Origin of the sequence: Halomonas sp. 141 (assembly GCF_002810305.1) — a bacterium.
GTDB classification, from domain to species: Bacteria; Pseudomonadota; Gammaproteobacteria; order Pseudomonadales; family Halomonadaceae; genus Vreelandella; species Vreelandella stevensii.
Genome location: NZ_PINZ01000017.1, coordinates 1 through 26,901 on the forward strand (window position 1 = coordinate 1; position 26,901 = coordinate 26,901).

A 26,901-nucleotide genomic window follows, 5' to 3' on the forward strand; every position below is an offset into this window, starting at 1 on the left:
TGGGCCACCTGACAGGCGATCATGTTGATCTCGTCGGTGTTGGTCACCGCGATCAGCATGTCGGCGTCTTCGCAGCCTGCCTGGCGCAGCACGATGGGGTAGGAGCCCGCACCGGTGACCGTACGGATATCCAGCTTGGTGTGCAGTTCGCGTAGCCTGGCGCCGTCGGTGTCGACGACGGTGATGTCGTTTTCCTCGCGGGCAAGGTGCTCCGCCAGGGTGCCGCCCACTTGGCCGGCGCCAAGAATGATGATCTTCATAGGTAGTTAGGTCACTCCAGCGACACGTTAATGCAGATACTCACCTATCTAAAGGAGGCTGTCGAGGATAGGGAGCTTGAGATCTACTTTTGGTCTACAAAAAGGGCTTTTTTTACGCCTTTTTGACGGCTAACGCCTTAAACGCCATCGAATTTTTACGCGGGTAATCTCTAAGCTCAAGGTGCCAATCACAGGAGGCACTTTCATGAATATTGCATTGCTAATCATCGCGGCCGGCACAGCGGCGTATCTATTTTACGCGCTCATCTGCCCCGAGCGTTTTTAGGAGATCACCATGAACGATATGATCGCTATTTACGCCTTGGTGGCTTTGCTCAGCGTACCACTGGGTATCTACATTGCCCATGCACTAGGTGACCAGCCGAACCGGCTTGATACGCTCTTTGGCGTAATCGAAAAGCCAATCTACCGGTTGGCGGGCGTTAACAGTCAACATGCCATGACGTGGCAAGTGTACGCGCTAGCCATTCTTAAGCTGCATGTGGGCCTGATACTGCTGGCATGGCTAGTATTTATGTGTCAGGGACTGCTGCCACTCAACCCGGACGGTATCCCGGGCATGACATGGGACACGGCGCTGCATACAGCGGTGTCGTTTGCTACCAACACTAACCAGCAGCACTACTCTGGCCAAGCGCAGCTTTCGCACTTAAGCCAAACCTTCGCCATTGTCACGCTACAGTTCTTGACGCCCGCCACGGGGCTCGCAGTGTTGCTCGCCATTGTCCGCACTTTATTAGTCGCCAAACCTGCCAAGGTTTTAAACGGCGTCGGCAACTACTACCACGACCTTACCCGCAGCGTGGTGCGCGTTATGGTGCCATTGGCAGCGGTAGTCGCATTGTTGCTCACATGGCAAGGCGTACCTGCCAGTTATCAGGCCGCTCATCAGGTAAACATGCTGGATCCTCAGGTGGAAGAGGTGCAGACGATTCCCTTGGGCCCAGTGGCGTCCATGGTGGCGATCAAGCAGTTGGGTACCAATGGGGGAGGCTGGTACGGGCCCAACTCAAGTGTGCCGCTTGAGAACCCTACGCCGCTGGCGAATGTTATCGAAACTGCCTCAATTACGCTTATTCCCGTGGCGCTGCTAATTGCGATTGCTCTGATCAGCGGTCGACGCCGACTAATGATGGGCATTGGCGCCGTGATGATCGCGTTCTCACTGATTTCCACTTCTGTGGTGGTCTATTCAGAACGCATGCCCAATGCGGCTTTGCTCGAACTCTCCCAGCCGGGGGCCAATTTAGAAGGCAAGGAGCTGCGTTTTGGCACTGACCTTTCCGCCTTGTGGGGTAGCTGGACGACACAAACCTCCAACGGCTCGGTCAATGCCATGCACGATAGCTTCAATCCCATGGGCGGCATGATGCTGCTGATGGACATGTTTGTGAACGTAACGTTTGGTGGAGTGGGCGTCGGGCTAATTGGTTTCTTCCTTTATTTGATGTTGGCGGCCTTTGTGGGCTCGTTAATGGTGGGCAGATCACCAGAGTTATTTGGAAAACCCTTAGAGACCCGTGAAATGCGCTGGATTTCACTGGCGATTCTGGCTCAGCCGTTGGTCATCCTGGGGTTGAGCGCGCTGACCGTGGCGATGCCAAACGCGGCCGCCAATTCAAACCCAGGGTTTCACGGTTTATCCCAAGTGCTTTACGAGTTTACCTCTGCGTTTGCCAATAACGGCTCTGGTTTTGAAGGGCTGGGCGATGACACAACCTGGTGGAATATTGCCTGCGTGTTCGCCCTGCTGATTGGTCGCTTCTTACCCATGCTAGTGCCATTAGCCGTCGCCGGTTGGTTGGCTGCCAAGCGCACGGCACCGGCGGGCCGCGGCACTTTGCCCATGGATAGCCCTGCTTTTATGGGCTTAACGGCAGGGGTGATTGTAATCGTCAACCTGCTTGGCTTCTTACCGGCGTTAGTGCTTGGCCCGATTGCAGAATCCGTCGTGCAAGGCTTCTAGGAGAAAATAGATGTCACATACAGAGCTTACTAAACAGCCGCGTCGTTCGCTGCCCATTGGCCAGGTTGTTACTGGGGCAGTGAAAGGGCTTGCGCCTCATTTGCTGGCGCGCAACCCGGTCATGGCAGTGGTCGCCATTGGTACCGTGGTGTGCTTTGGGCTAACGCCGATTGCTTTCGCACATGGCGAGAACGGCGGCTTTGCGCTCGCCATTGCGCTACTGCTGCTTGCTACCGTGCTGTTTGCCACCGGTGCGGAGTCGCTGGCGGAATCCCGGGGTAAGGCCCATGCTGGCGCGCTGCGCAAAACCAAAGGAGAGCTCAAGGCGACCAAGCTAAACGCTGACGGCACCACCAGCGCCGTGACCGCCGACTCGCTGCGTAAAGGTGACCGAGTGAAGGTGGTGGCGGGTGAGCTGATTCCGGCAGATGGCGATATCGTCGAGGGCGCGGCGTCTATCAACGAGTCAGCGGTCACCGGTGAATCCGCGCCGGTGCTGCGTGAAGCGGGCACCGATAACAGCGGCGTCAGCGCGGGCACCAAAGTGCTCTCGGATCAGCTTGTCATTGAAGTCAGTGCCAACCCCGGTGAATCCCTGCTGGATCGTATGATTGCCTTGGTAGAGGGGGCTAGCCGTCAGAAAACACCTTCCGAGCTGGCGCTTTCGGTGCTGCTTGCAATGCTGACCCTGGTATTTCTGATTGTGGTGGTGACGTTGGTACCCATGGCCGCTTTCGTTGGGGTAGAAACCTCAACGGTCATGCTGGTAGCGCTACTGGTGTGCTTGATTCCCACCACCATTGGCGGTCTTTTACCCGCCATCGGCATTGCCGGTATGGAGCGCGCCATGCGAGCCAATCTGGTCGCTAAGTCAGGCAAGGCGGTGGAGATTGCCGGTAGCATCGACACGCTGTTGCTGGATAAAACCGGTACGATTACCCTGGGCGACCGTCGCGCAACCGAGTTTGCCCCCTGCCAGCAGGTGCCGCGTCAACGGGTACGCGATGTAGCGTTTTTAACCTCTCTGGAAGACCCTACGCCTGAAGGCCGCTCGATTGTGACGCTGGCCACTGAGCAGGGGGTGGATGTGCAGCTTAGTGAAGAAGCCGATGGCGCTACCTTTGAAGCCTTCAGTGCTGAGACTCGGCTTTCAGGAGTGGATCTAACCAGCGGTAAAAAGCTACGCAAGGGAGCCCCCAATGCCATCGCCGAGTGGGTAAAGGCGCAGGGCGGTGATATCCCCAGCGACTATCACAAAGTCATTGAGCGCATATCTCGGGATGGTGCCACCCCTATTGCAGTAGCAGAAAACCATCAGATCCTGGGTGTGGTAGCGCTGTCTGACGTCATCAAAAGCGGTATCACGGAGAAGTTTGCCGCGCTACGCGCTATGGGCATCAAAACCGTGATGATCACCGGTGACAACCCGATTACTGCCTCGGCGATAGCTGCCACGGCCGGTGTCGACGACTACATCGCCGAAGCCACGCCTGAGCGTAAGCTGGCGCTGATTCGCGAGGAGCAGGCCAGTGGCCGTCTGGTGGCCATGGTGGGTGACGGTACCAATGACGCGCCGGCGCTGGCCCAGGCTGACCTTGGTCTGGCCATGAATTCCGGCACCCAGGCCGCCCGCGAAGCGGCCAATATGGTCGATCTGGACTCCGACCCCGGCAAGCTCATTAGCGCGGTGGAAATTGGTAAGCAGTTGCTGGTGACCCGAGGCGCATTGACCACGTTCTCATTGGCGAATGATGTCGCCAAGTACTTCGTGATTCTACCGGCGCTCTTCGCGGCGAGTTTCCCGGCGCTGGGCGTGCTGGATGTAATGAACCTGCATTCACCCACCACCGCGGTGCTGGCAGCCGTGCTGTTCAATGCGTTGATTATCCCCGCGCTGATTCCCTTTGCACTGCGTGGCGTGTCCGTAAAGGCCGCATCGGCGACGGTATTATTGCGCCGCAACCTGCTGATCTACGGTCTTGGTGGTCTGCTACTACCGTTCCCTGCCATCAAGCTGCTCGACATGCTGATTGCGCTGTTTATCTAGGAGAAGCGTCATGAATATAGGTATTAAAGATCCCGCGGCGATTAATGATGAAGAACAGCAGGCACCAACGTTGGAGACTAAAGCCACTTGGGGCAGTGCGCTGCGTTTTATGGTGGTGATGGCCGTTCTGCTTGGGCTGGTGTACCCCTTGGCCACTACAGCGGTTGGCGGTTGGCTGTTTCCTGAGCAGTCGCAAGGCAGCTTGGTTCGCGACGCCGATGGTCGGGTAGTGGGTTCAAGCCTGGTGTCACAAACCTTTGTCAGCGATGAATACTTTATCGGTCGCCCGTCAGCAGCGGGTAATGATGCAGGCGAGGTTTCGGGTTCTAATCTGGCTCCAAGCAATGAAGCGCTTCGTGAGCGTGCCCGGGCCGATGCCCAAACGATTGCCCAGCGGGAAGGCGTCAGCGTTGATCAAATCCCGGTTGATCTGATCACCGCGTCGGGCTCCGGGATTGATCCACATATCTCGTTACCAGCCGCTGAATTACAAGTCGCAAGGGTAGCACAGGCGCGTGAAATCAACGAAGCTAGCGTCACTGAGCTGATCGACCAAGCGCTTGAGAACACGGGCTGGTTGGGGTCGCCAGTGGTCAACGTTTTACGATTGAATGTGAGTTTGGATGAGCGTTTTCCCGTCGCCACCACATCGTCCGTTACCCCTGTGGAGTAGCTAAATGTATTCAGCGGATCAGCGACCCGATCCCAATGCATTGCTAAAAGCTGCGCGCCGAGAGGCGCGCGGCTGTTTGCGTGTATTTTTGGGAGCCGCCCCTGGCGTTGGCAAAACCTACACCATGCTACGCACGGCCCGGGAGCGGGCAGAAGAGGGCGATGATATCGTGATTGGCGTGGTGGAGTCCCACGGGCGCGCCGACACCGAAGCGCTCTGTGAGGGGCTGTCACGTATTCCACTAGCGCCTTTACAGCACCATGGACGAACGTTTTACGAATTCGATATCGATGCGGCCCTGAAGCGGAAGCCCACTATTCTGCTGGTAGACGAGTTAGCCCATCGCAATATCCCTGGCAGCCGACATCCACGGCGTTATCAGGATATTGAAGAGTTGCTGGATGCAGGGATCGATGTCTGGACAACAGTGAACGTCCAGCATTTGGAAAGCCTTAACGACGATGTTGCCCGGATCACCGGCATTCGCATGCGCGAAACCGTCCCCGATGCACTGTTAGAGCGCGCTCGGGATGTATCGCTGGTGGACTTAACCCCGGAGGAGCTGCTCGAGCGCTTAAGACGCGGCAAGGTGTATATCCCCGAGCAGGCACGCGCCGCCATGGAGGGCTACTTTAACGAGTCAAACCTTAACGCGCTGCGCGAGCTGGCGATTCAAACCATGGCCGAGCGGGTGGATGCCGATGTAAAAGTGGCTATGGACGCCAGCGGTAGGGCAGGCCCTTGGCCGGTAAGGCCCCACCTGTTGGTGATTGTTACCGGTAACGAAGACGATATGACCCTTGTGCGTGCAGCCCACCGAATGGCCGAGAGGCGTTTGGCCGTATGGCGGGCGGTCTATGTGGATAAAGGTGTCGCCTCGCCGGAGCAGCAGCTTACGATTGAGAAGATATTTAGTCTGGTGACCCGGCTGGGAGGCGATTCACTTCGCTTGCAGGGGCATAGCCAGCTAGGTGAGGTGCTCAACTACGCCCGCTCGATTAATGCCACTACGATTATGGTGGGACGCGACGCAAAACGCCGCTGGTGGCCTTGGTCAAGGCCGCTCGCCCAACGCTTGATTGCGCATGCCGACGTCTTCGATATCGTGGTAGTGGCTCAGAGCAGCGTGAAGCAAGGTAGGCACAAACGGCAGCCAGGCTGGAGGGTGCGACGACCTCAACTACTTGCCACCAGCTTGGCGGTGATGGTATCTCTCGGAATTGCTCACGTGCTAGAGCCCTGGCTGGAGCTTGCCAATCTTTCACTGGTATTTTTAGCCGCCGTGCTTTTCAGCGCTGCCTCGGCGGGCACCGCAATGGCGATGTTCAGTGCCGTTGCGGGTTTTTTGATCTTTAATTTCTTCTTTACAGAACCACGTTTGACCTTTGCCATGGTGGAGCGAGGGCAACTGTTGACGGTGGTGTTCTTCTTTTTGGTAGCGCTAGTGGTGGGGCAATTAGCGGGTCGTGGGCGCCAGCGCTTAGTTGCACTGCGGTCTAGCCGCGATCAGACACAACTTCTGCTCTGCTACGCCGAGCAGCTTTCAATCGCCACCGACAGTGCCAGTGCCGCCAAAGTGGGTGTCGATACCCTGGTGCAGTGTTTTGGCGTCCCCGTTATTTTTATTGAAACAGCGGAAAGCGCTAGCGAGGTGCGTGTGGTCTACGCACTGTCGGATGACGAGCATCTGGACATGGCCGCCAAGCAGGCAGCGGTATGGAGTTGGCAACACCAAAAACCCAGCGGTCATGGCACTCAAACATTAAGCCAACAGGCGTGGCGCTTACTACCGCTCGCGGTACAAGGAGAAAAAGTGGGGATGCTGGCACTCAAGCTCTCTGCAAGCCCGAAGGCCTTGACTCATGAAAGTGAAGCATTAATCGATACGTTGGCGCGCCAGCTTAGCATGGCGCTGGAGCGGACGCGTCTGGTAGCAGAGCTTAACGCTACGCGGGTTTCAGAGGAGAACGAGCGTCTGCGTTCTGCGTTGCTTTCCTCCGTGTCCCACGATCTACGTACCCCGCTTGCCTCGATTATAGGCTCCACTAGTTCATTAATTGAGTTGAAGCCACAGCTCAGTGATAGTGATCAGCGTGAGCTGCTGGACGGTATTTTGTCTGAAAGCGAACGGCTCAATCGCTACATCCAAAATCTGTTAGACATGACTCGTTTGGGGCATGGCACACTCAAAATTGAACGTGACTGGGTCTCGTTTGATGATTTGATTAATGCGGCGCTCAAGCGACTAGGCCAATCACTCAGGCACGTGGTGGTTCGCAAGCAGTGGTCTGGCAACTTGCCGCTACTTTACGTGCACCCTGCGCTGGTAGAGCAAGCGCTGGTGAACGTTCTGGACAATGCCCAGCGCTTTTCGCCTCCTAATGGAGAGCTATTGATTAACGCATACGTAAGCGACGAGGACCCCAGCGCGTTGGTGGTTAGCGTTGAAGACGAAGGCCCGGGTATCTCACCAGCGTTACGTGAGCAGGTATTCGATATGTTCTACAGTGGCGGTGACGGTGATCGCAGTGCCCATGGTAGTGGATTGGGATTGGCGATTTGCCGCGGCATGGTTGGGGCACATGGTGGCACGATCACCGCTGGTGTGGGTACGAATGGCAAGGGAACTGCGATCATTATCAAGCTGCCACTGCTAGGTGCAGATATCAGGAGGATGAATGAAGAGTGAAGGGAACGGGCGCATTCTGGTCGTTGATGATGAACAGCAGATTCGCCGCTTTTTGCGCATCAGCCTCGCGTCCCAGGGTTACGGCGTGATTGAGGCAGCAAACGGTGAGCAAGCATTGGCAGCCGCTTATACCCAAGCGCCAGATGTCGTACTGCTCGATTTAGGCCTGCCTGATATAGATGGTCATGACGTGCTACGTGGTATTCGTGAGCAGAGTAGCGTGCCGATTATTGTGGTATCGGTACGCGACAGGGAGGAAGAGAAAGTACGTTCGTTGGATAACGGTGCCAATGACTATGTCACCAAACCTTTCGGTATTCAGGAACTGCTTGCGCGTATTCGGGCAGTGCTGCGCATTGCTCAAAAAGTCAAAGGAGAAGAGAGTGCCAGCTACTTCGCAAGCGCTAATGTCACCATCGATGTGGAGCTGAGGCACGTCATGGTGCACCAGCAGGAGGTTCGTTTAACCCGTAAAGAGTTTGCAGTCCTGGCGAAGCTTTGTCGCTACGCCGGTCGGGTGGTGACGCAAACACAACTGCTGAAAGAGGTATGGGGCCCGACACATACCGAAGATACTCACTACCTGCGTATTGTGGTGAGCCGCTTGCGACAAAAACTAGCCGACGATCCACAAACGCCGACTCTGCTGCAAACAGAAGCTGGCGTCGGCTATCGATTGCTAGTGGAAGCCTGCGCTCGGCCTACGAAGGCATCCTGACGCCCCCAAACCGCGGTCAACGCCGCCAGAACATGGGGGTCATCAGCACCACGACCGTTAATATCTCCAGGCGGCCCATCAGCATGCCCACACATAAAAGCCACTTGGCTGCATCGGGCAGTGTGGCGAAGTTGCCTGATGGACCAATGGTATCGCCCAGGCCAGGGCCAACGTTGGCCACCGCCGTGGCGGCGCCCGAAAGCGCCGTCACCAGGTCCAGCCCCAGCGCGGCAAGCCCTAATGCCAATACGGCAATAGTGATAAAGAAAAAGAACGAGAAGGCCACGACGCTGCGTGAAATATCGCTGGTGACCGGCTGCTGGTTGTAGCGAGTGGTAAAGATGCCGTTGGCATGAATCAGGTAGCGTAGCTGATTGCGCAGCATCAGCATGGCGATCTGGAAGCGGAAGATCTTCATGCCGCCGCTGGTGGAACCGCTACAGCCGCCAATGAACGTCAAGTAAAAGAAAGCTGCAATCGGCAGTGTACCCCACAGCGTATAGTCATCCGACGCATAGCCGGTAGTGGTGACCACGGACATGACGTTGAAGGTGACGTGGGTGAGGGAGACAAACCAGTCGTCGCCTTGCAAGACGCGCCAGGCGGTCAGGATGACGATGGCCGCCAACAGTAGTTTGAGAAGCCCCCGGACCTGTTGGTCTTGCCATAAAGCGCTGCGTGATGAGCGGATAAAACGGATATACAGCACGAACGGTAGCGCGCCGCAGAGCATAAAAAAGCTGGCCATCCACAGTAGCCAAGGCTGCTCCGCGTAGGCGCCAAAGGAAGCATCCGAGTTGGCAAAGCCCCCTGTTGCAAGCGACGTCATGCCATGCACGATGGCATCCAGTGGTTGCATGCCGCCAAGCCAGTAACTGACCATGGCCGTTAGCGTCAGGATCACATAGATCGACAGCGTCGCTTTGGCAATGCCGCCGGTGCGGGGCATGACCTTGTCCGACCAGTCCGAAGACTCGGTATGGAACAGCCGCATCCCGCCTACTTTCAGAAAAGGCAGAATGGCAATGCCCATGACGATGATGCCGATGCCGCCCATCCACTGCATGAGGCCCCGCCACAGTTTCAAGCCATCCGAGAGGTCATCGATACCCACCAGCACGGTAGAGCCCGTGGTGGTGATCGCTGAAACCGACTCGAACACAGCGTTGGTGAAACTCAGCTGTGGAGCGCCCAAAATTAGCGGCAGGCTGGCAAAACCACTAATACTCACCCAGCTGCCCGCGGTGAGAATGAACATTTGCCAGGGTTTGAGCTCGAGCGAGACATGGCGGGTGAGCGCCCAAGTCGTCAAGGTCACGCTTAACACAATCAGCAACGATACGATGAAAGCGGGTGCATCAGGGTCGCTTTCAATCACCAATACCGCCAACGGTAGCGTCATGAAAATAGCCAGGACTAGCCACAATACCGCCATGATCTTAAAAATCTGTGCCCAGTGTCGGTAAGTGTCTCGGTAATAACGCGCGCTCGGGAAGGTGGCCATTTAATTCCGCTCTAAATTACCTTGGTAGTGAGAGCGCTATCTCACCATGCCAATAAAAAAATGTCCGTAAAATTTGCCTAAAAATTATTTTTTTAGACAAAAAACCGGCCCCATCCGGCGCCGGTCATGAGCAAACCGCTCAAGCGAGGAAATAGATTCGTGGAGTAAGCGCCTACCCCTTCACCCCCCCAGCGGTCAGGCCGCCGATGATCCAGCGCTGGCAGATCAGGAAGGCCACGGTAATCGGCAGGCCAGATAGCACCGCCGCGGCGGCAAAGTTACCCCAGCGCTGGTTGTGGTCGGCCAGATACTGCTGGGCGCCCACGGCCAGGGTCAGCTTGTGCTCGTCCACCAGCAGTACCGACGCCATGGGGTACTCCATGATGCTCATCACGAACGCCAGAATGAATACCACCATCAGGATCGGCAGCGAGAGCGGCAGCAGGATGTAGCGAAACGCCTGCCAGGTGCTGGCGCCATCCACCATGGCGGCCTCTTCCAGCGAGCCGTCGATGGATTCGAAGTAGCCCTTGATCGTCCAGATATGCAGCGCCACTGCCCCAAGCGACGCCACGATCAGTGCGCCGTGGGTGTTGATGCCCAGCCAGCCCACGAACTGCCCCAGCCGGTCGAACAGCGCGTACAGCGCCACCAGCGAGAGCACCGCCGGGAACATCTGAAAAATCAGCATACCTTTGAGCAGCGGCGCTTTGCCCTTGAAGTGCATGCGGGCAAACGCGTAGGCGCTGGTGGTAGCGAGCATGAGAATCAGCACCGACGACACCACCGCCACCTTGATGGAGTTCCACAGCCAGAGCAGCACGGGGAAGGGCGGCTGCACTACGGTGCCGTCTGGCCGCTCCCAAGGAATCCCCAGCGCCAGCGACCAGTGCTCCAGCGAGAAATTTTCTGGAATCAGGCTGCCGGTGGCAAAGTTGCCCTCGCGAAATGAAATCGAGATGACCAGCAGCAGCGGAAAGACAATCAGCGATACAAAGCAGATCAGCGCTAAGTGCGCCCCTAGGCGGCGCACACCAACGGAGCGGGGTTGAACCATGGCCATGTGTAACCTCCTATACCTTCACTTTGGAAAGGCGCAAATTGAGCAGCGACATGCCCGCCACCAGCAGGAAAATCAGTGTGGCAATGGCGGCCGCGAGGCCGAAGTTCTGTCCGGCATCCTGGAAGGCGATGCGGTAGGTGTAGCTCACCAGCAGGTCGGTGGTGCCCGCCGGGGTGCTGGCGCCCAGAATGTCCGGGTTGCCACCCGTGAGCAGCGCGATCAGCACGAAGTTATTAAAGTTGAACGCAAAGGCGGCAATCAGCAGCGGCGTGAGCGGCTTGATGATCAGCGGCAGGGTGATTTTGAACAGGTTGGTGAGCGGGCCACCGCCGTCTACCGCCGAGGCTTCGTATAAATCCTGGGGAATGGCCTGAATCAAGCCCATGCAGAGCAGTAGCATGTAGGGGTAGCCCAACCAGGTGTTCACGATCAGCAGCATACTGCGGGCCAGCCACGGGTCGGTGAACCACTCGGGCCGCACGCCGAAGAGGGTATCCAGAATCATGTTCACTTCACCGAAGTGCTGGTTGAACATGCCCTTGAAAATCAGAATCGAAATGAACGCCGGGACGGCGTAGGGCAGAATCAGCAGCGTGCGGTATATCGCTTTGCCGCGCAGCTGATCCCACTGCAGCAAAGAGGCCAGCACGAAGCCCACGGCCAGGGTGAACACCACGGTGAGACTGGCAAACACGAAGGTCCATACGAAAATTTGCATGAACGGGCCGCGAATGTCCGGGTCGGTGAAGATTTGCGTGTAGTTCGAGAAGCCCACGTTGACCGGCCAGCCCGGAGTGATGCGCTGGCCATCGTCGGCGACGAAAAAGCCGATGGTGTGGTCCGGTGTCAGCACGCGGTCGTCTCGACGATCATATAGCGTGCCATCCTCCCGGGCCTCGTAGCGGTCGAGCATGGGCGCAAACTGGCGAATACCGGCCATGCGCAGCTCGGTGCCTTCGGGAGTGATCAGGCGTAACCCCTGCAGGGCACTGCGCGCTTGAATGATGTCGCGCATGGGCAGCGGGTCTGCAGTGGGGGCATCACTGGCCGCCTGCAGGCCTAGCTGGCGAGACTCCACATTGGTCAGATTCAGCGGTGACGACATCCAGCGCTGGCGCTCGTTTTCCAGCCGCAAACGCACCAGGTCGCCTTCGGCATAAAGCGTGAGATCGAACGCATCATCGTCCTCCTGATAGGTTTGGCTCATCAACTGGCTGCGCACCCGCTCTTCCGAGAGCAGGTTGGTAGAGCTGTAGTTACTAAAACTGATCCCGATGGTGTACAACAGCGGGAAAATGACGAACACGCCAAGTCCGGCAATCGCAGGAAAGATATAGCGATGGCTCATCAGCGTGCGCTTGGTGAAGACCACGCCCAGCGAGCCGCCAAGTACCAAAAACAGCAGAGCAAACATCCACTGGCCGTTCAAATGAAAGGCCAAGACTAACCAAAGTAGCGCAATCACCAAAACAGCAATCACGCCACGCATGGCCCAGCGTGTGTAGCGTTCAGTAAGATGGCGAGAGCGATGGCGGGGAAGGCCACGAGACGCGTTGGTGGTATACATGATGGCTTCCTGAAAGCTGCCCAGCGGCTAATGCCGCTGGGCAGATGAGCAAAAAAGAGAGGCTACTGACGCATGCGCCGCGCAGCGGCATCCAGCGCTTCCTGGGGCGATTGGCGCCCGCTGCCGATGTTTTGCAGCGCTGGCTCCATGGCCGCCCAGAAGGCTCCCATTTCAGGAATGTTGGGCATCGGCATGCCCACTTCGGCGTTGTCGAGCGTGGCGGCAATGTTGGGGTTGTCCGCCAGCTCTGCCTGGTAATCGATATGCGCCACTGCGCCCAGCGAACCGTCGCTGTTGAAGGTGCGCATGCCCGTTTCGCTCAGCAGGTAGTTCTCCAAAAATTCCACCGCCAGGAAGTCGTTGGGCGTGGCGGAGTTGATCATCGCGGTCATCACGCCAAACATCGGTCGGGCGCGCTCGTCGCCTACCCGGGGCAGTAGCGCCACGCCATAATCGATGCCGCTGCGCTCCAGGTTGGGCCATGCCCAGGGGCCGCTGATCATGGTGGCGACTTCGCCCCGGTTGAAGCGAGTATCCATCAGGTTGTAGTCGGTGCCCCGGGGCACCACGCCGCTCTCGATCAGCTCCACCAGCAGCTCGGCTCCCTGCAGGGCACCGGCATTGTTGACCCCAATGTCGCTGACATCATAGCCGCTATCGGTTTGTTTGAACGGGTAACCGCCGTTGGCGGCCAGCAGGGTCCAGCCATAATAGGGCTCGCTGTAGTCGAACAGGATGGCCTTTTTACCCTCGGGGGCCAGGGTGGCGTCCAGTTCGATCAGTTCCGCGAAGCTGTCGGGTGGGGTATCCACCAACGCCTTGTTATAAATCAGGCCAAGGGACTCCACGGAAATCGGGTAGCCATAGGTATCGCCGTTCCACAGCGCGGCTTCCCAGGTGAAATCGAAAAACCCTTCACGGAACGCGCTGCTGGGGGATACCTGCCGGAGCAGGCCGCTTTGCGCCCATTCCCCCATGCGGTCGTGGGCCCAGATGACGATGTCCGGCCCCTGACCGCTCCCCGCCGCCTGCTGAAAGCGGTCGGTGAGGTTGTCCGGAAACACCACCTCTACCCGGATGCCGGTCTCTTCCAGAAACTGCTCGGCCACCGCACGAATGCCTTCCTGCCCCTTGTTGTCGCCCATCCAGATCGTCAGGCGGTCCTCCTCGAAGGCCAGCGCGGGGGCGGAGAGACCGGCGGCGAAGGCCGTGGCCAATAGCGGCGTGAAAAAGATGCGATTCATTGCCATGATGTGCATACCTCGTGTAATGCCATTGTTATTGTCGTGCACGATGCTGTCAGCCCGTGCCTTGTCATGCCAGCCTCGCCAATCTGGTGGTGCGCCGCCTCCTCCCTACGGGGGAGGAGGATGGCGTATGTCGGGGGCGTAGGGCCGAGCACTACAGGCACCGCCTGACAGGAAAAGCAGCCACGGCGATTTTTTTGTAGTAAAATTACACGAAATATTGCGTATAATGCCCGTTATCAGATAGATTTTAGGTAATCTAACTACATAAGTTGGATCACCTAATTATAAACAGGAGCTGAGATGAGCCAGTCACATGCACCGCTAGGCGACCCCAATCACGCGATTGATCTCGCGCTGTTCGGGGCGCTTGGTGACCTTGCCATGCGCAAGCTGTTCCCTGCGCTGTATCATCTTGACCGCGAAGGGCTGATGCCGGCGAGCACGCGGATCATGGGGCTGGCGCGTCAGGAGCACGACACGGCCGAGTTTCGTCAGCTGGTCAGCACTGCGCTGCAAAAGCGTCTGAAGAAGGACGAGCAGGACAAGGCCAGCATGGAGCGCTTCCTGCAACGGCTGGAGTACCTGAAGCTCGACTTCACCACGGTGGACGGCTACGACGCGCTTCGCCAATGGCGTGAAGGCGCACGGCGCCCCATGGTGGTCTACCTTTCCGTGGCGGCGCGGATCTATGGCGATATCTGCCACAATCTCCAGGCCAGCAACAGCCTGGATGACGACACCCGGGTGATCGTCGAGAAGCCGATTGGCTATGACCTGGCGTCGTCGGAAGAGATCAACGACGCCATCGGTGCCGTGTTCCCCGAGTCTCGCATCTACCGCATCGACCACTACCTGGGTAAAGAGACGGTTCAGAACCTGATTGCCCTGCGCTTTGCCAACCCGCTCTTCGGCACCCAGTGGAACCAGAACCACATCTCTCACGTCGAGATCACCGTGGCCGAAAAGGTCGGCATCGAAGGGCGCTGGGGCTACTTCGACGACGCGGGCCAGCTGCGCGATATGGTGCAGAATCACCTGCTGCAACTGCTCTGCCTGATTGCCATGGACCCGCCTTCCAATCTGGATGCCGATGCCATCCGTGATGAGAAGGTAAAAGTGCTCAAGGCGCTGAAGCCGTTTACCGGCGAAGCGCTGGGCCGCGACGTGGTGCGTGGCCAGTACATTGCCGGTACCAGCGATGGCCAGGCCGTGCCGGGCTACCTGGAAGAAGAGGGCGCCAACACCCAGAGCCAGACCGAAACCTTCGTGGCCATGAAGACCGAAGTGTCCAACTGGCGCTGGGCGGGCGTGCCGTTCTACCTGCGTACCGGCAAGCGTATGCCGGAAAAGCTGTCGCAAATCGTCATTCATTTCCGCCAGCAGCCGCACTACATCTTCGACCCGGACCAGCGTGGTATCGCTTCCAACAAGCTGATCATTCGCCTGCAGCCGGAAGAGGGCATCGCCCTTCAGGTACTCACCAAGGATAGCGGCCTGGACAAGGGCATGCGCCTGCGCCCCGGTCCGCTGCATTTGGATTTCAACAATGCCTTCCCGAAATCACGTATCCCGGATGCCTACGAGCGTCTGCTGCTGGAAGTCATGAAAGGCCAGCAGTACCTGTTCGTGCGGCGCGATGAAGTGGAGCACGCCTGGCGCTGGTGCGACCAACTGATCGACGGCTGGAAATCACGCGAGACCCCGCCGCGCCGCTACCCCGCAGGCTCCTGGGGGCCGGTGGCCTCGATTGCCATGATCACCCAGGACGGCCGCAGCTGGTACGAGGATTATTGAGATGAGCACTACACGACAAGCGCTGGCCGAGCAGCTGGCAGAAGCCGTTTATCAAGCCCTGGCGGCCGACCTTGCGCACCAGGAGCGTGCCCTGTTGGTGGTATCGGGTGGCTCGACGCCGGTGCCGTTTTTCAAAGCGCTGGCGCAAAAGCCGTTGGCCTGGGCGCAGGTGGACATCACCCTGGCCGATGAACGCTGGGTGGATGAGCAGAGCGGCGACAGCAACGCCAAACTGGTGCGCGACAACCTGCTGCAAGGTCCGGCAGCAGCGGCTACGTTCGTACCGTTGACCTCGGCACACGGCACGCCGGAAGAGGGCGTAGCCAGCGTGGCCGAGGCCACGGCAGGGCTTGCCTGGCCTGCCAGCGTGGTGATTCTGGGCATGGGCGGAGACGGCCACACGGCCTCGCTTTTCCCGGATAGCCAGGAGCTGGGGCTGGCGCTCTCCACCGACGAGCCGCTGGTTGCCGTGCGCACCCCCAGCCAGCCGCAGCCGCGTATTACCTTCTCGGCGGACCGCCTGCATCAGGCAAAACGCCACATTCTGCACATTACCGGCGATGACAAGCGTGCCGTATTGGCCAACGCCATGAGTGGTGACGACGTTCGGACACTGCCGATTCGCGCCTTTTTATCTTGCCCGCTGGCGATCTACTGGGCGCCCTGACGGCAGGCCTTCGCCAATAACAATTTGCTTGGAGATTCACTGATGACCATCGATAAACAGTTACCCTCAACGCGCACCGCCGAGCTGGACAGTATTTGCCTGAAGGCCGAAGTCATTCCGGTCATTACCATCGAGCGCATCGAGGATGCCGTGCCGCTGGGCCGTGCGCTGGTAGAGGGCGGCCTGAGCGTTCTGGAAGTGACGCTGCGCACCGATTGCGCGCTGGAAGCCATCAAGCGCATGAAAGAAGCCCTGCCGGGGGCCAGCATTGGTGTCGGCACGGTGCTCACGCCTGCCCAGTACCGCCAGGCCGAACAGGTCGGCGCTGATTTCGTGGTGACGCCGGGGGCCACCGAGGCGCTGTACCGCTACGGCGTCGAGAGCCCGGTGCCCATGCTGCCGGGCGTTTCTACCATTTCCGAGCTGATGACCGGCTGGCAGTACGGCTACCGCCGCTTCAAGTTCTTCCCCGCGGAGTCCAGCGGCGGTGCCAAGGCAATCAAGGCGTTCGGCGCGCCGATCCCGGAAGCGCGTTTCTGCCCCACGGGCGGCATCACCGTGGACAATGCCGAATCCTATCTCTCGCTGCCCAACGTGATGTGCGTCGGCGGCTCCTGGCTGACCCCGAAAGCCATGGTCGACGCCGAAGATTGGGACGGCATCCGCGAACTGGCCCGCCAGGCCGCCGAGCGTTTCCATCACTGATGGGTAGCCAGCTAACACCGTAATACCGTACCGAGCACTCTCGTCACTTGCTTCACTGATGTCGGGTCATGTGAGCAGGACGTTTGCCCGAGCATGTTGCCATGCTCGGGCTTTTTTTAGGTTCTATGCTGACTGGCGTGAATCAATTGGCCTCCCACAGGTGGGCTGGGCAATGACCCGGTGGGAGATGACCCAGTGGGAGGGGGCTTTAGCCCGCGATGACGGCGGCACCGGTGCCTGCTCAGGCAGTCGCCCAATGAATTGGCCTCCCACAGGCAGGTTTAGGTGACTACTCAGGCTATCCTGAATTCACAGGCCCCACCCCAGCCACTTTGCTGCTGTGGGAGGGGGCTTTAGCCCGCGATGACGGCGGCACCGGTGCCTGCTCGGGCAGTCGCCCAATGAATTGGCCTCCCACAGGCAGGTTTAGGTGACTACTCAGGCTATCCTGAATTCACAGGCCCCACCCCAGCCACTTTGCTGTTGTTGGAGGGGGCTTTAGCCCGCGATGATGGCGGCACTGGTGCCTGCCCAGGCAGTCGCCCAATGAATCCATCACGCGCCGATGTTCATCACTGGTCATGGCCGTCTCACATGGCCCTCCGCAATAAGCAAGGTTCATCGCGCTTTACCAGGAATTGCTTCGCTTTCACGCCAGAATGCGACGAACTTTTTTATACTTACGCCTAAAGGGGAGGAGTACGCATGGAGGGGAGTCGTGATACGCTAACTTAAACGATTAAGTTGACCGATTAAGTTAAGGTTTAAGCATGACGTTAGCGGATTTTGAGCCCCAGCGCCCTGCGCTGCATTTTACTCCCCCGATGGGCTGGATGAACGACCCCAACGGGCTGGTGTTTTTCGAAGGCGAGTACCATCTGTTTTATCAGTACCACCCCCTGGGGACCGAGTGGGGGCCGATGCACTGGGGGCATGCGGTCAGCCGTGACCTGTGCCGGTGGCAGCATTTGCCCATTGCGCTGGCGCCCGATGAAGAAGGGGCCTGCTTTTCCGGCAGCGCCGTGGTGGATGAGCACGATGTCACGGGGCTGTTCGATGGCAAGCCTGGGCTGTTGGCGTTCTATACCTGCCACAAGGTGCTCTCCGATGACCCACAGGATTACCAGCAGTCCCAGTGCCTGGCGTACAGCCGCGACAAGGGGCGTACCTGGCAGCGCTATGCGGGGGATCCCGTCCTGCCGCCGCCCGGTTTCAAGGATTTCCGCGACCCCAAGGTGGTGTGGCATGCCCCCAGCCAGCGCTGGGTGATGGCGCTGGCCTGCGGGCAGGAGATTCACTTCTATACCTCGACCAACCTGCTGGCGTGGCAGTTTGCCAGCGCTTTTGGGGCGGGCGAGGGCGCGCACACCCAGCACCCCTGGGAGTGCCCGGACCTGTTCGAGCTACCGGTGGAAGGCGCCGAGCCCCATGAGCCCGCGTCGCGTTGGGTGCTGGTGGTGGGCATTGGTGCTACGCCGGATAACCCGTTTGGCTCGTTTACCCAGTACTTTGTGGGTGATTTCGACGGCCAGCGTTTCACCAATGACAACGCCCCGGATAGCGTGCTGATGATGGACGAAGGGCGGGACTTCTACGCGGTGCAGAGCTGGTCGAATACCCCTGGGCGGCGGCTGGCGCTGGCGTGGCTGAACAATTGGCAGTACGCCAACCATGCCCCTGAAGCGGGCTGGCGGGGCACCATGAGTCTGCCCAGGGAGCTTGCGCTGCGCGCAACGCATCGCGGCGTGCGCTTATACCAGCGCTTCACCCGTGAGGCGGCTCGAGCGCTCGGCGCCCCCCGCCATCTCTCGCCTCGCTCGCTGCAAACGGTGGGGGAGCACTGTATCGCCCTGCCGGAAGGCACGGCCGTGCAGGGGCAGATGACCCTGACGCTGCAGCCGGGGACGCGGCTGGCGCTCTCGCTGCAGCAGGGCTACCAGCAGCAGTTATGGCTGTCGGCGGGTGAAACGCAGACGGCGCTGCACTATGCGCGCCAGGGCAGTAACGGCCAGGCCGCCTTCGATGAACACTTCGCCTGCGACCATGCGGCGGGCAGCGTCGATGGATTGACCGTCAAGATCCTCTGGTGGTGCGATCACGGAACGCTGGAAATGCTGATCGAGGGCGCCACCGAGCAGCGCAGCATCAGCCAGGTGAGCCTGGTGGATCATCGCCGTCAGCCGACCACGCTGAACCTGGTCAGCGGTCGGGTGGCGATCATGGAAGGCCTCACTCAGAGCGTCGCCGAGTAGACTGCCCGGCGACGCTGAGGGCTAGCCTGCGGAGCCGCGCAGGGCTTCGATATCGGCGTGGGTGGGCAGGGCGGCATAAGCGCCGGGTCGGGTCACGGCATGGGCGCCACAGCGGCAGGCAATGTCCACCGCACGGCTGAGAAACGCGCTGTCCTGATGCCAGTTGGTGCCGATGCCGAACCGGGAAAGCTCCGCCAGCAGGCCGCCAATGAAGGCATCGCCACCGGCGGTGGTGTCCACGGCCGTCACGCTGGGCGGGGTGATGGTCTGCTCGATACCAACGCCTTTCAGCACCACGTCATGGGGGCCGTCAGTGATCACGATGACTTTCACACCGGCGGCCATGCGCTCGGCGAGCCACGCCTGCCTGGGATGGTCGCCGCGTAGGTAGTCCAGCTCTTCCAGCGAGACCTTCACCAGCTCGGCGCTATCGATCAGCTCGGTGACCCGCCACACATCCGCCGAGCCGTCCGCCCACAGGTTATGGCGCAGATTGGCATCCACGCTTACCAGGCAGCCCGCTCGCTTGGCCATGGCGGCAATGGCCAGGGTGGTGTCGGCGATTTCCGGGTCGGTCAGGCTGTTGCTGCACAGGTGCACGATGGCAGGCTGCTCGAACACGCCGTGGGGCAGGTGCTCCAGGCGGTAGAGCAGGTCGGCGGCGGGTGGGCGGTAGAAGTCGAAAGTGCGCTCGCCATGGCTGTCTCGTGAAACGAAGGCCAGCGCCGTGCGGGCCTCCCGGGTCAGCACCACGCCTTGGGTGTCCACGCCGTGGCTTTGCAGCTCACGGATCAGAAAGTGCCCAAAGGTATCATCACCCACCATGCCCAGAAACTGGCTGGGTACGCTCAACCGGGCGCAGGCCACCGCCACGTTGGCTGGCGCACCGCCTGCGTAGGGGGTGAAGGTCTCTGGCCCCGTGTCGTCGCCCAGGCGGCTGGAGAGCATGTCAATCAAGGCTTCACCGAAAGCAATCACTGGCGTCATAGGTCGTTCCTTGTCATTATTGGCATTGGATGTGAAACAAGCGCGTCAAGCGACGCAGTGGCCGCGGGCCGCCTCAAGCAGTTCGTACCAGGCTTCTCGGGGCAGGGCTTCCGGACCATTGAGCATATCGGCAATGCGCTCCGCTTTCACGCTGCCCATCACCGGCGCCGGGGGTGCTGACGAGCTCGCCTGCCAAACGGTTCAGCACGCGGCTGACCTCGCCCTGCATCAACTGACCGCCCGCGCTCGGGTTGTCGTTGGCAATGCTGGCTTTGGTGACCACGTGGAGCCGCTTGGCCAGGGCCGGGCGGGCACGCAGCGCCTGGCCGAATAGCGTTTCGCAAGCTCCGTTGCCGTAAATGTCGGCATGGTCGAACCAGTGCAAGCCCTGCTCTAAGCGAGCTTCGATCCAGTCGGCCAAATGGCTCGCCTGGTGCATCTCTTGCGCTTCATGCAGGCGCATCATGCCGAGTACGAACGGCACGTCAAAGGTCACAGCAGCCATGGCGTATTTCCGTCAGTTTAAAAGACTTCTTCGTTATGCAGCGCTTCGGCGGCACCCAGCAGGCCGGTCCACGGGTGAGTCACAATCCTCACCGGGATGTCGGCGTTGTAAGCGCCCATGCGCCCTTTATTGACGAAACTTGCGCGCAGCTCACACTTGGGCAGCCAGTCCAACAGGCGGGGCAGAATACCGCCGCACAGGTACACGCCGCCGCGCGCACCCATGGTCAGGGTGGCATCGCCGCACACGTCGCCGAGAATTTTCAAAAAGCGCAGCAGGGTAGCCGTGGCCAGGGCATCGCCCTGGTTGGCCGCCTGGGTCACCTCGGCGGGGGTTTCGCAACGTGGCGCTTGGCCTTCCAGCGCGCAGTGGGCCTGGTAGAGTTCCAGCAGCCCCTGGCCGCACAGGATGCGCTCGACGCTGACCCGCTGGTGGCGCTGCAGGAAAACATCCAGCAGTGCGCGCTCGGTGGTGTCGGTGGGCGCAAAGGTGACGTGCCCGCCTTCGGTGGGCAGCGGAATCCAGGCATGCTGGCCGGGAAACACCCCGGCCACGCCCAGCCCGGTGCCCGGGCCGATGACCAAACGGGTCGAGTGCGACTGGGCGACGCCGGGCTGCACTTCGACGAGGTTGTCTTCGCCCACGTGGGGCACGCCCAACGCCTGGGCGGTGAAGTCATTGATGACCTTGAACAGCGACAGGTTCAGCGCTTGCTGAACGTCGCTTTTCATGAAGTCCCAGTGGTTGTTGGTCATTTTCACCCGCTCGGCGTGCACCGGGCAGGCGAAGGCCAGGCAGGCCTCCTCGGGGGCGTTATCCCCGGTCGCGCCCACGCGGGCGAGGTAATCCTGAATCGCCTCGATCACGCCGGGGTAGTCCGCGCAGGGTAGGTTGAGGATATCGTGGGGCGTTACCTCGCCAGGCGCTACCAGCGCCAGGCGAGCGTTGGTGCCGCCAATGTCCCCGATCAGTGCCGGTCGCATCAGGCGTCCTCTTGAAAAATCTGACCTTCTTGACGAGCGAGATCGTCGGCTTCGAAGCCGCCCAACGAGCCTGCGCCTTCTTCGCCGCGCATTGCCAAGTGGCGGAAGCCCGAGAACAGCTCGCGGCCTAGGCCCACATGGTAGTGGTCTAGATTGGCAACGGCGAGTTCACGCTCGGCCCAGGTGGCGGCGTCTACTTTGGCTTCCAACGTGCCGGCGTTGGCATCCAGGCGCACCACGTCGCCGTCGCGCAGCTTGGCCAGCGGGCCGCCGTCCAGCGCTTCCGGGCTCATGTGAATGGAGGCAGGCACTTTGCCCGACGCACCGGACATGCGGCCATCGGTGACCAGCGCGACCTTGAAGCCACGGTCCTGTAACACCCCCAAAAACGGAGTGAGCTTGTGCAGCTCGGGCATGCCGTTGGCTTTGGGCCCCTGGAAGCGCACCACCACAATCACGTCACGGTCCAGCTCGCCGGATTCGAAGGCGGCTTTCATTTCGTTCTGGTCTTCGAAGATCTTGACCGGCGCTTCGACCACTCGATGCTCTTCGGCCACCGCCGAGACCTTGATCACGCCTCGGCCCAGGTTGCCTTTCATGACGGTCAGGCCGCCAGTGGGGGCAAAGGGCGTGGCGACCGGGCGCAGCACTTCTTCGTCCAGGCTCTTCTCCGGGCCTTCGCGCCAGACCACTTTGCCATTTTCCAGGAAGGGCTCCTGGGTGTAGGCGGTCAGATCGGTGCCGAAGACGGTGGGAATGTCGCCGTGGAGCAGGCCAGCGCCCAGCAGTTCGCGGAACAGGTAGCTCATGCCGCCTGCGGCCTGGAAGTGGTTGATGTCCGCCTGGCCGTTGGGGTACACCTTCATCAGGCTGGGGGTCACCGCCGAGAGATCAGTGAAGTCGTCCCAGTTCAGGGTGATGCCCGCCGCTGCCGCCATGGCAATCAGGTGCATGGTGTGGTTGGTCGAGCCGCCGGAGGCCAGCAGGCCGACCACGGCGTTGACGATGGCGCGCTCGTCGATCTGCTTGTAGAACGGACGGTACTCGCCGCCTGCTTCGGTATTGCGAATGGTCTGTTCGGTGGCGTAGCGGGTCAGCGCTTCGCGCATCTCGGTGCCGGGGTTCACGAACGACGTGCCCGGCAGGTGCAGGCCCATCACTTCCATCATCAGCTGGTTGGAATTGGCGGTGCCGTAGAAGGTGCAGGTGCCGGGGCTGTGGTAAGAGTCGGACTCCGCTTGCAGCAGCTCCTCGCGGCCCACCTTGCCTTCGGCGTAGAGCTGGCGAATGCGCGCTTTCTCTTTGTTCGGCAAGCCGCTTGGCATCGGGCCTGCGGGTACGAACATGGCGGGCAAGTGACCAAAACGCGCCGCGCCGATGAATAGTCCGGGAACGATTTTATCGCATACGCCGAGGTAAAGAGCGGCATCAAACATGTTGTGCGACAGCCCCACCGCCGTGGCCATGGCAATCAGGTCACGGGAGAACAGCGATAGTTCCATGCCCGGCTGGCCCTGGGTTACGCCGTCACACATGGCCGGTACGCCGCCCGCAAATTGCGCGGTGGAACCCATGGCCCGCGCCGCCGCCTTGATGGTTTCCGGGAAGGTTTCAAACGGCTGGTGGGCCGACAGCATGTCGTTGTAGGACGAGATGATGCCCAGGTTGGCGCTGTTCATCAGCTTCAGGGCGTCTTTTTCCTGGGGGCTACAGGCAGCAAAGCCGTGGGCCAGGTTACCGCAGGAGAGCTCGGCACGATGCACGCCACGCTTGTGCTGCTCTGCCATGCGGCGCTCGTAGAGGGCGCGGCGCTCGGCAGAGCGTTCACGAATGCGTTGGGTGACTTCCGCGACCTTGGGGTGAAGGGCTGCGGGGGTAGAACCAGACGTTGAACCAGGCATAGAAACCTCTGCATGAGTAGAGACGGTGAAAGTATCTTGTAGTTATTTTACATTTTATGGCGCCAATAATAGAGACCTTACGGCAATAAAAAGCCGATTTATAGCTTAAGTTGTAGTTTTATTACCCGAAAGGATGAGCCGGATGATCCCGGCGTCCAGCCCATGATAGCCAAAAAGCGCTCATGGGCCGAACGCGCCTGCTCAGGACTCGACCTCATCGCTGCTGATATGGAACAGCATGGCATACAGGGTGGGCACGGCAATCAGCGTCAGCAGCGAGGCAAACGCCAGGCCGCCCATGATGGTCACGGCCATGCTGTTGAAGAAGGCGTCGGCCAGCAGCGGCAGCATGCCAAGGATGGTGGTGCCAGCGGCCAGGAAGACCGGCCGCAAGCGGCTGACGCTGGCGTCCACCAGTGCAGAAAAGCGCGCCTTGCCCTCCTTGATCTGCCCGTCGATCTCATCCACCAGCACGATGGCGTTTTTCATCAGCATGCCCGACAGGCTGAGCATGCCCAGCAGCGCGGTAAACGAGAAGGGCAGGCCGGTTACCAGTAGGCCAATCACCACGCCACACACCGACATGGGCACCACCAGCCAGATGATCAGCGGCTGCTTGAGCTTGCCAAACAGCAAAATCGAGGTCAGCAGCATCACCAGCAGGCTGATGGGCAGCTGCTGGGCCAGCGCCTCCTGGGCATCGCCGGAATCCTCGTGTTCACCTCCCCAGCTCAGCTGGTAGCCCGGTGGCAGCGTCATGCCCTCGATCTCTTCGCGAATGCCGTCGAACGCCTGGGCGGCGGTATAGCCCTCGGCGGGGTCGGCCCCGACGGTTAGCGTGCGCACCCGGTTGCGGCGTTGAATCAGCGCTTCCTCGCTATCGGTATCGAAGGAGGAGACCACCTGGCTGATGGGCACGAAGCGCTGCTGCGCGGCGCTCCACACGTTGCGGTTTTCCAGCAGCGCCACATCGTCCCGCTCGGCCGCCGGGGGGCGGGCGACGATGGGCAGCAGGTGCTCGCCCTCACGGTAGGTGCCTGCCCGAATGCCCGACGAGGCAAACTGCAGGGTCTGGGTGATGTCTTCACGGCTGACCCCGGCAATGCGGGCGCGCTCCTCGTTGATGCGCGGCCGCACCACCAACTCCTGCTGACGCCAGTCGGTGCGCTGGTCGATCAGGTAGGGGCTGTCGGCCATGATGCGCTGGGCCTGGTCGGCCAGCGAGCGCAGCACTTCCGGGGAGGGCCCCTGAAAGCGCGCCTCGATGTCCGCGCCATCGCCTGGGCCAAATTGCAGCCGCTGGGTGCGTACCTGCGCGCTGGGAAACGCTTCGTTCAGCTCTCGGTAGAAGCGCTGGTCCAGCGCGGGAATGGCGTCCAGGTCTTCGGTGCGCACGATGAACTGGGCATAGGCGGTGTTGGGTTGCTCCGGAGCGTAGGTGAGCATGAAGCGGGTAGCGCCCTGGCCGATGAAGCTGGCCACCGATACCACGTCCTCCTGCTCCAGGATATACGCCTCGATATCGGCGGCGTAGTCGGCGGTCGAGCGAATGTCGGTGCCCTGGGGCAGCTCCACATTGACGAAGAACAGCGGCGTGTTGGAGTCCGGAAAGAACGACTGGGGTATCAGGCTGAAGGCCCACAGGCACACGGCGGTGATCAGCACCAGCGCGCTGACGGTGACGATGCGTATGCGCAGTGCCAACAGCAGCACCCGGCGATAGGCGCGATAGAGCAGGCCGCCGTACAGCTCGCGCTTGCTGGGCTCGTCGTCGTTCTCCTCGTTCTCCTCGTTCTCCTCGTTCTCGTGCTGGCGCTCGCCTGCTTGCTGCTCGTCAGCGGGCTGGTCCTCGTCGTCGCCTTTTTGGCGCAGCAGGTAGTAGCCAAACAGCGGGGTGACGGTGATCGCCAGCAGCCAGCTCAGCATCAGGGAGACCAGAATGACCATGAACAGCGAGTAGAGAAATTCGCCGGTGACATCGTCCGACAGGCCAATACCGGCAAAGGCCATGATGCCGATCACCGTGGCGCCCAGCAGCGGCAGCTGGGCACGCTTGGCGGCGCTGCCGGCTGCCTCCTTGGCGCGCTGGCCGCGCTTGATGTTGGTGACCATGCCTTCGGCGACCACGATGGCGTTATCCACCAGCATGCCCATGGCGATGATCAGCGCCCCCAGCGAGATACGCTCCATCTCGATGTTTAACAGCCCCATGAACAGCAGGGTGCCCAGCACGGTGAGCAGCAGGGTACTGCCGACCACCACGCCGATGCGCCAGCCCATGGCCAGGCACAGCACCCCGATCACGATGGCCACCGACATGGCCAGGTTGAGCAGGAAGTCGTTGATGGCATCGTTGACCACATGGTGCTGTTCGTAGAGAGGATGTAGCTCTACGCCCAGCGGCAGGCGGCTTTTCAGCTCTTCCATGCGGGCTTCGACGGCTTCGCCCACTTCGATGATGTTGTCGTTGGCGGCGCCCGCAATGCCGAGCGTGAAGGCATCCTCGCCGTTATAGCGAATCAGCTGGTTGGGCTGGTCGCTGGGCTCGCGGTAGACGGTGGCGATATCCATCAGCGACACCTGTTCGGTGGTGCCGGGGCGGCCGATGCGGATGGCTTCGATCAGCGCGGTGCTGTCGATGTCGCTACGCGCCACCAGCCGCACCTGGCGTTCCCCTACCCGCAGGCTGCCCGCGTTTTCCACGGCGTTTTCGGTCTGGATGGTGTTGATGACCTGATTGATGGGAATGCCCAGGGTGGTCAGGCGCTCGTTGGAGATGTCGATGTAGATGGTCTCTTCCCGCTCGCCTGCGGTGGTCACCCTGGCCACGCCGGGTACTGCCAGCAGCTCGCGCTGAAGAAACGTCGAAATGTCGCGGATCTCCCGCGTGGTGAGCCCATCGGCCGTGACCGCATAGAAAAGGCCGTACACTTCACCGAAATCGTCGTTGACCTGGGAGCCCAGCACCCCCTCGGGCAGGTCGCCCTGGGCATCGTTGATCTTGTTGCGCAGCTCATCCCAGATTTGCGGCAGTTCGTGGTTGCGGTAGCTGGAGTGGACTTCCACCTGGATTTCCGAGCGCCCAGGTAGCGACTTCGACTTGATGACGTCGATCTGCTCCATTTTCTGGATAGCGCGCTCAAGGCGTTCGGTGACCTCATTTTCTACTTCTGTCGCGGTGGCGCCAGGATAGGGCGTATTAATAATCGCGTTAGGGATGGTGAAGGATGGGTCTTCGAGTTTGCCGACGGCGTTATATCCCCACAAACCACCAAATAAGCAAATTAAGACGATTAGCCACGTGTTTAAAGGCCGTTCGATGGACAGCTTGGCGATGTTCATGGCGGCT

The 26,901-nt window shown here is 60.2% G+C and carries 20 protein-coding genes; 10 read left to right on the top strand and 10 right to left on the bottom strand.

Annotated elements, in window-relative coordinates; all coding sequences use genetic code 11:
* On the bottom strand, positions 1-260 hold a 260-nt coding region (locus tag CWI66_RS09455; RefSeq protein WP_198517503.1), incomplete at its 3' end, for an NAD-binding protein.
* Between the two features lie 205 nt (positions 261-465).
* On the opposite strand from CWI66_RS09455, the gene kdpF reads away from it, so the two are divergent.
* Genes kdpF through CWI66_RS09485 form a run of 6 tightly spaced genes read left to right on the top strand, consistent with a single transcriptional unit; the run spans position 466 to position 8,374 of the window.
* Entirely contained in the window at positions 466-546 is an 81-nt protein-coding gene (gene kdpF, locus CWI66_RS18675; protein WP_100731532.1) for a K(+)-transporting ATPase subunit F, read from the top strand.
* A gap of 9 nt (positions 547-555) precedes the next feature.
* On the top strand, positions 556-2,247 hold the full coding sequence (gene kdpA, locus CWI66_RS09465) for a potassium-transporting ATPase subunit KdpA (RefSeq protein ID WP_100731533.1): 1,692 nt from the start codon (positions 556-558) through the stop codon (positions 2,245-2,247).
* A gap of 10 nt (positions 2,248-2,257) precedes the next feature.
* Entirely contained in the window at positions 2,258-4,294 is a 2,037-nt protein-coding gene (gene kdpB, locus CWI66_RS09470) for a potassium-transporting ATPase subunit KdpB (RefSeq protein WP_100731534.1), read from the top strand.
* A gap of 10 nt (positions 4,295-4,304) precedes the next feature.
* On the top strand, positions 4,305-4,967 hold the full coding sequence (gene kdpC / locus CWI66_RS09475; protein ID WP_100731535.1) for a potassium-transporting ATPase subunit KdpC: 663 nt from the start codon (positions 4,305-4,307) through the stop codon (positions 4,965-4,967).
* 4 nt (positions 4,968-4,971) lie between these two features.
* Positions 4,972-7,656 carry a sensor histidine kinase gene (locus tag CWI66_RS09480; protein WP_100731536.1) on the top strand — a complete coding sequence of 895 codons (2,685 nt, stop codon included), beginning with the start codon at positions 4,972-4,974 and terminating at the stop codon, positions 7,654-7,656.
* On the top strand, positions 7,646-8,374 hold the full coding sequence (locus CWI66_RS09485; RefSeq protein ID WP_100731537.1) for a response regulator: 729 nt from the start codon (positions 7,646-7,648) through the stop codon (positions 8,372-8,374). Before CWI66_RS09480 ends, CWI66_RS09485 begins: the two co-directional genes overlap by 11 nt.
* Positions 8,375-8,390: 16 nt before the next feature.
* Here CWI66_RS09485 and CWI66_RS09490 read toward each other — a convergent pair whose 3' ends face one another.
* The 4 genes from CWI66_RS09490 to malE form a co-directional block, all read right to left on the bottom strand.
* On the bottom strand, positions 8,391-9,878 hold the full coding sequence (locus CWI66_RS09490) for a TrkH family potassium uptake protein (protein WP_100731538.1): 1,488 nt from the start codon (positions 9,876-9,878) through the stop codon (positions 8,391-8,393).
* A gap of 172 nt (positions 9,879-10,050) precedes the next feature.
* Positions 10,051-10,941 (bottom strand): maltose ABC transporter permease MalG, encoded by an 891-nt coding sequence (gene malG / locus CWI66_RS09495; protein ID WP_100731539.1) that lies wholly within the window; start codon positions 10,939-10,941, stop codon positions 10,051-10,053.
* A gap of 10 nt (positions 10,942-10,951) precedes the next feature.
* A complete protein-coding gene (gene malF, locus CWI66_RS09500) occupies positions 10,952-12,508 on the bottom strand; it encodes a maltose ABC transporter permease MalF (RefSeq protein WP_081135051.1) in 1,557 nt (518 codons plus the stop codon).
* 62 nt (positions 12,509-12,570) lie between these two features.
* A complete protein-coding gene (gene malE / locus CWI66_RS09505) occupies positions 12,571-13,758 on the bottom strand; it encodes a maltose/maltodextrin ABC transporter substrate-binding protein MalE (RefSeq protein ID WP_232710819.1) in 1,188 nt (395 codons plus the stop codon).
* 300 nt (positions 13,759-14,058) lie between these two features.
* Here malE and zwf point away from each other — a divergent pair, with 300 nt between their 5' ends.
* From zwf to CWI66_RS09525, 4 genes are all read left to right on the top strand, one after another.
* Positions 14,059-15,552 carry a glucose-6-phosphate dehydrogenase gene (zwf, locus tag CWI66_RS09510; RefSeq protein WP_081135050.1) on the top strand — a complete coding sequence of 498 codons (1,494 nt, stop codon included), beginning with the start codon at positions 14,059-14,061 and terminating at the stop codon, positions 15,550-15,552.
* 1 nt (position 15,553) lies between these two features.
* Positions 15,554-16,219, top strand: coding sequence for a 6-phosphogluconolactonase (pgl, locus tag CWI66_RS09515; protein WP_100731540.1), 666 nt, complete (start codon positions 15,554-15,556; stop codon positions 16,217-16,219).
* 42 nt (positions 16,220-16,261) lie between these two features.
* Entirely contained in the window at positions 16,262-16,924 is a 663-nt protein-coding gene (locus tag CWI66_RS09520; RefSeq protein WP_039179577.1) for a bifunctional 4-hydroxy-2-oxoglutarate aldolase/2-dehydro-3-deoxy-phosphogluconate aldolase, read from the top strand.
* 770 nt (positions 16,925-17,694) lie between these two features.
* Positions 17,695-19,176 carry a glycoside hydrolase family 32 protein gene (locus CWI66_RS09525; RefSeq protein ID WP_100731541.1) on the top strand — a complete coding sequence of 494 codons (1,482 nt, stop codon included), beginning with the start codon at positions 17,695-17,697 and terminating at the stop codon, positions 19,174-19,176.
* Positions 19,177-19,197: 21 nt separating this feature from the next.
* Here the strand turns inward: CWI66_RS09525 and CWI66_RS09530 are convergent, their stop codons facing one another.
* The 5 genes from CWI66_RS09530 to CWI66_RS09550 form a co-directional block, all read right to left on the bottom strand.
* Positions 19,198-20,163 (bottom strand): carbohydrate kinase family protein, encoded by a 966-nt coding sequence (locus CWI66_RS09530; protein WP_016914197.1) that lies wholly within the window; start codon positions 20,161-20,163, stop codon positions 19,198-19,200.
* Positions 20,164-20,236: 73 nt separating this feature from the next.
* Positions 20,237-20,668, bottom strand: a complete 432-nt coding sequence (locus CWI66_RS09535; protein ID WP_232710821.1) for an aldo/keto reductase — start codon at positions 20,666-20,668, stop codon at positions 20,237-20,239.
* Between the two features lie 17 nt (positions 20,669-20,685).
* Complete coding sequence (gene glk / locus CWI66_RS09540) at positions 20,686-21,651, bottom strand: glucokinase (RefSeq protein WP_100731542.1); 966 nt, start codon at positions 21,649-21,651, stop codon at positions 20,686-20,688.
* Positions 21,651-23,552: a phosphogluconate dehydratase gene (gene edd, locus CWI66_RS09545; protein WP_100731543.1), complete on the bottom strand. Its 1,902-nt coding sequence runs from the start codon at positions 23,550-23,552 to the stop codon at positions 21,651-21,653. The genes glk and edd overlap by 1 nt, the downstream gene beginning before the upstream one ends.
* Before the next feature lie 201 nt (positions 23,553-23,753).
* Positions 23,754-26,894, bottom strand: a complete 3,141-nt coding sequence (locus CWI66_RS09550; protein WP_100731544.1) for an efflux RND transporter permease subunit — start codon at positions 26,892-26,894, stop codon at positions 23,754-23,756.
* Positions 26,895-26,901 lie beyond the last annotated feature (7 nt).

Coding starts and splice junctions, on each gene's coding strand:
- CWI66_RS09480 (WP_100731536.1), top strand. CDS start 4,972: ATGTATTCAGCGGATCAGCGACCCGATCCCAATGCATTGCTAAAAGCT.
- CWI66_RS09550 (WP_100731544.1), bottom strand. CDS start 26,894: ATGAACATCGCCAAGCTGTCCATCGAACGGCCTTTAAACACGTGGCTA.
- kdpA (WP_100731533.1), top strand. CDS start 556: ATGAACGATATGATCGCTATTTACGCCTTGGTGGCTTTGCTCAGCGTA.
- kdpF (WP_100731532.1), top strand. CDS start 466: ATGAATATTGCATTGCTAATCATCGCGGCCGGCACAGCGGCGTATCTA.
- malF (WP_081135051.1), bottom strand. CDS start 12,508: ATGTATACCACCAACGCGTCTCGTGGCCTTCCCCGCCATCGCTCTCGC.
- zwf (WP_081135050.1), top strand. CDS start 14,059: ATGAGCCAGTCACATGCACCGCTAGGCGACCCCAATCACGCGATTGAT.
- CWI66_RS09535 (WP_232710821.1), bottom strand. CDS start 20,668: ATGGCTGCTGTGACCTTTGACGTGCCGTTCGTACTCGGCATGATGCGC.
- CWI66_RS09530 (WP_016914197.1), bottom strand. CDS start 20,163: ATGACGCCAGTGATTGCTTTCGGTGAAGCCTTGATTGACATGCTCTCC.
- malG (WP_100731539.1), bottom strand. CDS start 10,941: ATGGCCATGGTTCAACCCCGCTCCGTTGGTGTGCGCCGCCTAGGGGCG.
- CWI66_RS09520 (WP_039179577.1), top strand. CDS start 16,262: ATGACCATCGATAAACAGTTACCCTCAACGCGCACCGCCGAGCTGGAC.
- CWI66_RS09485 (WP_100731537.1), top strand. CDS start 7,646: ATGAAGAGTGAAGGGAACGGGCGCATTCTGGTCGTTGATGATGAACAG.
- CWI66_RS09525 (WP_100731541.1), top strand. CDS start 17,695: ATGACGTTAGCGGATTTTGAGCCCCAGCGCCCTGCGCTGCATTTTACT.
- edd (WP_100731543.1), bottom strand. CDS start 23,552: ATGCCTGGTTCAACGTCTGGTTCTACCCCCGCAGCCCTTCACCCCAAG.
- kdpC (WP_100731535.1), top strand. CDS start 4,305: ATGAATATAGGTATTAAAGATCCCGCGGCGATTAATGATGAAGAACAG.
- kdpB (WP_100731534.1), top strand. CDS start 2,258: ATGTCACATACAGAGCTTACTAAACAGCCGCGTCGTTCGCTGCCCATT.
- glk (WP_100731542.1), bottom strand. CDS start 21,651: ATGCGACCGGCACTGATCGGGGACATTGGCGGCACCAACGCTCGCCTG.
- malE (WP_232710819.1), bottom strand. CDS start 13,758: ATGGCAATGAATCGCATCTTTTTCACGCCGCTATTGGCCACGGCCTTC.
- CWI66_RS09490 (WP_100731538.1), bottom strand. CDS start 9,878: ATGGCCACCTTCCCGAGCGCGCGTTATTACCGAGACACTTACCGACAC.
- pgl (WP_100731540.1), top strand. CDS start 15,554: ATGAGCACTACACGACAAGCGCTGGCCGAGCAGCTGGCAGAAGCCGTT.